Genomic DNA, 6,879 nt, shown 5'->3' on the forward strand with positions numbered 1-6,879 from the left:
GGCGGCGGCGGCGCGAGCCACCAGCCGGACCACGGGCGCGGCGGGACGCTCCAGGCCCCGGCCGCCCGAGCCCGCCGTCAGGGTCAGCCGCACCGCCGCACGGCCGGACTCCAGCCCCGCCTCGCCCGGCGCGGCCCGGCACAGGCGCGCGGCCTCCTCCAGGTCGGGGGCCGGCAGGCCCAGGGTCTGGCAGCCGGCCGCCAGCCGGGCCAGGTGGGCGTCCAGGCACTGGAGCTGGCCGTCGACCCACAGCAGGGTCTCGAACAGGCCGTCGCCCAGCAGCAGGCCCCGATCGTCCCAAGGCGCCGTGGGGGGAATCATCGGCGGAACTCCTCGAGCAGGGCGCGGCGCAGGGCGGCGAACTTGGCCTCGGTCTCCAGGCGCTCGGCGTGGGGGTCGCTGTCGGCGACGATGCCGGCCCCGGCCCGCGCTTCCAGCCGCCAACCCTGCGCGTCCTGTTCCAGGCCGACCGTGCGGATCAGCACGCTGGACTCGAACGCTCCATCGACCCCCGCCCAGAACAGTGAGCCGCAATAGGGCCCGCGCGGGGTTTCCAGCTCGGCGATGACCTTCATGGCCTGGACCTTGGGCGCGCCGGTGATCGAGCCGGGCGGGAAGGCGGCGCGCAGCAGGTCGGCGGCGGTCAGGTCCGGCGCCAGCCTGGCCGTCACCGTCGAGACCAGGTGATGGACATTGGCGAAGGTCTCGACCTTGAACAGTTCGGGCGCCGCGACGCTGCCGGGCGGGCTGACCCGGGCCAGGTCGTTGCGCATCAGATCGACGATCATCAGGTTCTCGGCCCGGTCCTTGGCGCTGGCCGACAGCTCGGCGATCATCACCGCGTCCTCGGCCCGGTCGGCGCCGCGCGGCCGGGTGCCCTTGATCGGCCGGGTCTCGATCAGGAGGTCGCCGTTCCCGTCCTTGGCGGTCACCTTCAGGAACCGCTCGGGCGAGTTGGAGACCAGGGTCCGGCCCGGCAGGCGCAGATAGGCCGAGAACGGGGCCGGGCTGTCGGCGCGCAGGCGGGCGAACAGGTCGAACGGATGGGCGCCCGGCGCCAGCCGCCCGGTCCAGGCGCGGGCGATGTTGGCCTGGAAGATCTCGCCGCCGACGATGCGCTCGACGACCTGGGCCACGGCCGCCTCGTAGGCGTCGCCGTCGCTGGCGTCGAGGGTGTCGCACAGCGGGCCCCCGCCTTCCCCCAGGGGGCGGCCCTCTTCCAGGGGAGCGTCCTGGCCCGGCGCGTCCAGCCAGGTCAGCGCCGCCTCGGCCCGGGCCTGGGCGAAGCTGCGCGAGCCGCCGCGCCCGATCGCCAGCACCCGGCGCTGCAGGTGGTCGAAGGCCAGCAGGGCCGGATAGCGGGCGCAGGCCAGGTCCGGCCAGCCGGTGCGGGAGAGGCCCAGATGCTCCACCCGGTCGCCCAGCTCGTAGCTGGCCAGGCCGACGACCCCGCCCTGGAACGGCGGGCCGTCCGGCTCGACCGTCTGGACGCCGCCGATCAGGTCGGCCAGGCCCGCGAACGGGTCGCGCGGGTCGTCGGGGGCCAGCACCAGCGTCGCGTCGGGGTCGCGCAGCAGGTAGGACCACCGCCCGGCCTGGCCGCCGGAGACCAGGGCGCAGGCGAAGGGCTCGTCCCGCCACGGGGCCGCGGCCCAGACCGGGTCGCGCCAGGGGGCGCTGATGAGGACGACGTGGCGCATCGCCGGGTGATACCGCCGCCCGTCCTCCAACGCCACGACTTCAAGCGACGCCTTACGCCTCGCGTTCGCCGCCCTTGACGAAGAACAGCCCCAGGAAGCCCAGCAGCAACAGGATGGCGACCGGCAGGAAGCCGCCGATCTGGCTCTTGAAGACCGCGGTGGCCAGGGCGACCAGCAGCGAGCCGAACCACATGGTGGCGGTGCCCGACAGAGCGTAGAGGCCGAAGAACGCCGCCGTCTTGTCCGGCGGGCACAGGCGGATCAGCAAGGTGCGGCTGGAGGCGTACTGGGCGGTGACGAACACCGCGATCAGCAGGCCCAGGCCCAGATAGATCAGCTCGGGCGCGGTGCGGAACAGCGGTCCGTTCCAGATCGGCGCGTGGGCGGCCGGGTCGTAGCTCCAGAAGTATAGGATCTTCTCGCGTCCCATGCCCAGGGTGGCGATCAGCACCAGCAGCGAGGCGGCGATCTCCAGCTGCACGGCCTTGCGCGGCCCCAGCGTGCGGTCGAACCACGGGGCGACCAGGCCGCCGAACACCCCGAAGATGCTCAGCGAAATGCCGTAGGCCAGCATTTCCAGCGCGCCCCAGCCCATCAGCCCGGCGGCCAGCAGCCCGCCGAACACCAGCAGCGCCGTCATGCCGTCGCAATAGAGCATGCGCGCGCCCAGGAAGGTGGCCACGTCCCGGTGGCCGCGCAGGTTGGCGAAGATGTCGCGCAGCATGGCGATCCCGGCCCGCATGCTGGCCATCCAGCTGCGGCCGGTGCGGGCCGCGTCCGGGGTCCACAGGAAGAACGGGATCGCGCCCAGCAGCATGACGGCCGCCGCCAGGGGGCCGGAAATCCGGCTTGGCTCGTTCTTGCTGGCGTCCAGCCCGAACAGCGGCGCGTGCGGCACGCCCGGCCAGTCCACCTGGCCCGGCAGCACCATGCCCCACAGCATGAACACCAGCAGGGCTACCGACAGGCCGTTGGCCAGGGCGTAGCCCAGGCCCGAGATCAGGGCGGCGCGGCCGGGCACGGCCCCGGCGGCCCGGCCCAGCAGCGAATTGCTCAGCACGTCGCCCCAGTTATAGACTAGGCCCAGCACGGTCAGCAGGGCGCTGACCGCCATCAGCGGCAGGCCGCCAGCCGGCATCGCCCACCACAGGCCCAGCAGCGCCGGGACCATCACGCCCAGCACGATCCCCAACATCGGCTTGCGCGGCCCGTACTGCTCGATCATCGCCCCCAGGAACGGGGCGGTCAGGGCGGTCAGCACGCCGTAGAGGGTGGAGATGTTGGCGATCAGGGCCTGGCCCTTGACGGGATCGCCGACCAGCACCCGCGAGAAGTAGGGCGAGAAGATGTAGATGGTGATCAGGATCACATAGGGGTCGCGCGCCCCCTGCTGGAGGATCCAGGCCAGCGCGCCGCGCGGTAGGCTCGACTTCAGCGGCGCGATCGGTTCGCCCTCCGCGGGGACCGCCGCGGCGGCCGAAAACTCACTCATGCGTTCCACACCCTGGTCGAAGGGGTCGCCGTCTGACGCGGTGACTTGGGGTCAGCGTGGCGTTGAAACGAGCGTTTGTCACGAGGCAAAGCGTGGGTGGCGGTGTGAAGCGGCGCTCCACCGAATGCATCCCCCTTTTGCTGTCATCCCGGACAAGCGCGCAGCGCGCCGATCCGGGACCGACGCGTGAACGCGGCGCTTCCGGCGGTCCCGGGTCTACCCCCGGCCTTCGCCGGGGTACGCCCGGGATGACAACCGTTTTTACAGCAGGATATGCGCCCGCACGGCCTCGCGCCCCGCCGCGTCCAGCCCGACCGCCTTTTCCAGATAGCCGTCGACCGAGCCGTACTGGCCCTTCATCTCCGTGATCGCCGTGGCCAGGTAGTCGGCCTCGACGCCCATGGCCGTGCGCATCGCCGCGTCCGACGGGCGGCGGCCGGTGGCGGTCTCGATGACGGTCGCGAACTTCGGGCCCCGGCGGGCGAAGCGCTCCTCGTTGTTGGTCAGCAGGTAGTCGTCGATGAGGTCGTCGTCGGCGACCCCGGCCACATGGTGGGTCAGGGCGGCCAGCAGGCCGGTGCGGTCCTTGCCCGCCGCGCAGTGGATCAGCACCGGGCCACGGGCCTGCGCCACCGCCTGGAAGTAACGGCGGAACAGGTCCAGGTGCCGTTCCTTGAACGGGGCCCGGCGGTAATATTCGACCAGGTAGTCGCGGATCGAGCCGACCGAGAGGTCCGAGCCGCGCAGGAAGGTGTGCCAGGGATCCTCGCCGGTCACGCCCATATCGTTGTCGATGACCTCGGCGGCGAAGCCTTCCCAGCGGCGCGACGGATCGCGCTCGCGCTCGTTGGGCCGGCGCAGGTCGACGATGGTGACGATGCCCAGAGCGGCCATCGCCGCCAGGTCCTGGTCCGTGGCCTCGGCCTGGTGGGCGGCGCGGAACAGCACGCCCTTCTTCAGCCGGCCCTGGCCGGCGGCGTAGTCGCCGAAATCGCGGAAGTTCTCGACGCCTTGCAGCGGGATGTGACGGGTCATGGCGGCTTGTTAGCGCCGTGCCGTGACGAAAGCGAGACATCCGCTCATCCCGGCGCCACCATGGCCGGATGTCCGACCTGCACCGTTTCCAGAGCTTCGACGGCGTCTCCATCGGCTATCGCACGCTTGATGGTTCAGGGGGAGACGGCTGGCCGACCCTGCTGCTGCACGGCTTCCTGGCCAGCGCCGAGGCCAACTGGTTCCTGCCGGGGATCGCCGCCGCCATCGCCGCCGCCGGCCGGCGGGTGATCGCCCCGGACCTGCGCGGCCATGGCCGCTCGGACGCCCCGACCGACCCCGCCGCCTGGCCCGCCGACGTGCTGGCCATGGACCAGGAGGCGCTGGTCGCCCACCTGCACCTCAAGGACTACGACCTGGTCGGCTATTCGCTGGGGGCGCGCACGGCGGTGCGGATGCTGGCGCGGGGCGCGCGGCCGCGCAGGCTGGTGCTGGGCGGCATGGGCGACAGCGGGCTGATGGCGGCCGGAGCCCGGGCGGCGATGTTCGAGGACGCCATCCGCCACGGCGAGGCGGCCCGGGACCCCAGGGCGGGCCGGCGGGTCCAGGCCATGATGGCGGCGGGCGGGCTGAAGCCGGAGGCGATGCTGGGGGTGCTGGGCGCGTTCGTGGCCACCCCGGCCGAGGCCATCGCCCGGATCGACGTCCCGACCCTGGTGGTGGCGGGGCAGCGGGACGACGACAACGGCTCGGCCGAGGGCCTGGCGGCGCTGATGCCGGACGCCCGGGCCACGCGGGTTCCGGGCGACCATCTGAGCGCGGTGATGGAGCCGGCGCTGGCGACGGAGATCGTGGAGTTTCTGGAGACCACTCAATAAAGGCCCTCCCCCCGTGGGGGAGGCGATCGCAAAGCGATCGGTGGGGGGAGTTTAGGCCGGTCGATCCTGCGCGCGGTCGAAGCCGTATTCCTCCCCCCACCGTCGCCTGCGGCGACACCTCCCCCACAGGGGGAGGGCCTAGTTCAGCGACATCACCGGAACGGCGGCTCGTCGAAGGCCCGCAGTTTCCGCGAGTGCAGGTTGGCGCCTTCCTCCAGCAGCAGCTTGCAGGTCAGTATCCCGATCTGCAGGTGCTGGCTGATCGCCCGCTCGTAGAAGGCGTTGGCCTGGCCGGGCAGCTTGATCTCGCCGTGCAGCGGCTTGTCCGACACGCACAGCAGCGTCCCGTAGGGCACCCGGAAGCGATAGCCCTGGGCGGCGATGGTCGCCGACTCCATGTCGATGGCCACGGCCCGGCTCTGGTTGAAGCGCAGGGCCGAGAGGCTGTGGCGCAGTTCCCAGTTGCGGTCGTCGGTGGTGACCACCGTGCCGGTGCGCAGGCGCTTCTTCAGCTGCTGGCCGCTGTCGCCGCTGATCGCCTTGGAGGCGTCGTAGAGGGCGCGCTGCACCTCGGCGATCGACGGCACCGGGATCTCCGGCGGCAGCACGGCGTCCAGCACGTGGTCGTCGCGCAGATAGGCGTGGGCCAGCACGTAGTCGCCGATGGTCTGGGTGTCGCGCAGGCCGCCGCAGTGGCCGATCATCAGCCAGGCCTGGGGCCGCAGCACCGCCAGGTGGTCGCAGATGGTCTTGGCGTTGGACGGGCCGACGCCGATATTGACCAGGGTGATCCCCGTGCCGCCGGGGATCATCAGGTGGTAGGCCGGCATCTGGTGCTTGCGCCAGGTCGACTCCGCCACCGCCAGTTCGGGGTTGGCGGTGTCGGCGGTGATCATCAGCCCGCCCGAGCACGACAGGCCCTCGTAGGGGCTGTCCGCCCGGCCCAGCTGCTCGATGCCCCAGCGCACGAACTCGTCGACATAGCGGTGGTAGTTGGTGAACAGGATGAACTGCTGGACGTGCTCGGCCGGGGCGCCGGTGTAGTGCTTCAGCCGGGCCAGCGAGAAGTCGGTGCGCAGGCCGTCGAACAGGGCCAGCGGCCGGGCCTCGTCCATCGCCGGGTTCCAGACGCCGTCGGCGATCTCGTCGCCGATGAAGGCCAGGTCGGTGGTCGGGAAGAAGCGGGCGATGTCCTCGCTGCGCACGTCGGCCTGGTTCAGGTCGATGGTGGCGTCCAGCACGTAGGGGTAGGGGATCTCCTGCTCGGAGCGGTCGATCTCGATCTCGACGTCGAAGTCGTTGATCAGCAGGGTCAGCTGCTCGACCAGATAGTCCCGGAACTGGGCCGGCTTGGTGACCGTGGTGGCGTAGACGCCGGGCCGGCTGACCCGGGCATAGGCGCGCGCCAGCTTGGGCGGCAGGGCCTCGGGGTCGTAGATCAGGCGAAGTTCGGGATAGGCGAACGTGCCGTCGAACCGCGATTGCGGGTCGGGTCGGGTTCCGTGTTCGAGATAGGCGCGAAGCGCGGTCCGCAGGGCGTCGACGGCGCGTTCGTATTCCTGGTTCAGCCGTTCGACGACGGCGATTGCTTTTTCTTGGTTTGACATGGCGTCCTATATCAACGTTCCGGGGCGTTTTCCAGGCCAAGCGTCCGGACGACGCGCGCGGGCATGGACGAAGGCGTTTTCGTCGGCCACAAGGGTCGCAATCACCTGAGCGACGGGGGCTGCGCGAAAACGCTTGCCCCGTCGCCGCGACTAGACGTTCGAGCGTGCGCGCTCGGCGGGGGAGCCTATGAACAAACGTTTTGCCTATC

6 protein-coding genes are annotated in these 6,879 nt (G+C 71.4%); 1 reads left to right on the forward strand and 5 read right to left on the reverse strand.

The features are described 5' to 3' along the window. The 4 genes from PMI01_RS04005 to PMI01_RS04020 all read right to left on the reverse strand — a co-directional run. Positions 1 to 321: aminotransferase class IV (locus PMI01_RS04005; RefSeq protein ID WP_007663339.1), on the reverse strand; the 321-nt coding region annotated here is incomplete at its 3' end. Then, positions 318 to 1,700 (reverse strand): aminodeoxychorismate synthase, component I, encoded by a 1,383-nt coding sequence (gene pabB / locus PMI01_RS04010; protein WP_007663341.1) that lies wholly within the window; start codon positions 1,698 to 1,700, stop codon positions 318 to 320. The genes PMI01_RS04005 and pabB, both read right to left, overlap by 4 nt. A gap of 52 nt (positions 1,701 to 1,752) precedes the next feature. After that, on the reverse strand, positions 1,753 to 3,192 hold the full coding sequence (locus PMI01_RS04015; protein WP_007663343.1) for an MFS transporter: 1,440 nt from the start codon (positions 3,190 to 3,192) through the stop codon (positions 1,753 to 1,755). 261 nt (positions 3,193 to 3,453) lie between these two features. Then, on the reverse strand, positions 3,454 to 4,227 hold the full coding sequence (locus tag PMI01_RS04020) for a tyrosine-protein phosphatase (protein WP_007663345.1): 774 nt from the start codon (positions 4,225 to 4,227) through the stop codon (positions 3,454 to 3,456). Between the two features lie 68 nt (positions 4,228 to 4,295). On the opposite strand from PMI01_RS04020, the gene PMI01_RS04025 reads away from it, so the two are divergent. Further along, complete coding sequence (locus PMI01_RS04025; RefSeq protein ID WP_007663347.1) at positions 4,296 to 5,063, forward strand: alpha/beta fold hydrolase; 768 nt, start codon at positions 4,296 to 4,298, stop codon at positions 5,061 to 5,063. Between the two features lie 152 nt (positions 5,064 to 5,215). On the opposite strand, the gene PMI01_RS04030 is transcribed toward PMI01_RS04025, so the two are convergent. Further along, positions 5,216 to 6,670: an AMP nucleosidase gene (locus PMI01_RS04030; RefSeq protein ID WP_007663349.1), complete on the reverse strand. Its 1,455-nt coding sequence runs from the start codon at positions 6,668 to 6,670 to the stop codon at positions 5,216 to 5,218. Between the last annotated feature and the right edge of the window lie 209 nt (positions 6,671 to 6,879).

Origin of the sequence: Caulobacter sp. AP07, assembly GCF_000281955.1 — a bacterium.
Classification (GTDB): Bacteria; Pseudomonadota; Alphaproteobacteria; order Caulobacterales; family Caulobacteraceae; genus Caulobacter.

Bases quoted from the DNA above. Each gene is read 5' to 3' on its own strand.
- pabB (WP_007663341.1), bottom strand. From the start codon at position 1,700: ATGCGCCACGTCGTCCTCATCAGCGCCCCCTGGCGCGACCCGGTCTGG.
- PMI01_RS04015 (WP_007663343.1), bottom strand. From the start codon at position 3,192: ATGAGTGAGTTTTCGGCCGCCGCGGCGGTCCCCGCGGAGGGCGAACCG.
- PMI01_RS04020 (WP_007663345.1), bottom strand. From the start codon at position 4,227: ATGACCCGTCACATCCCGCTGCAAGGCGTCGAGAACTTCCGCGATTTC.
- PMI01_RS04025 (WP_007663347.1), top strand. From the start codon at position 4,296: ATGTCCGACCTGCACCGTTTCCAGAGCTTCGACGGCGTCTCCATCGGC.
- PMI01_RS04030 (WP_007663349.1), bottom strand. From the start codon at position 6,670: ATGTCAAACCAAGAAAAAGCAATCGCCGTCGTCGAACGGCTGAACCAG.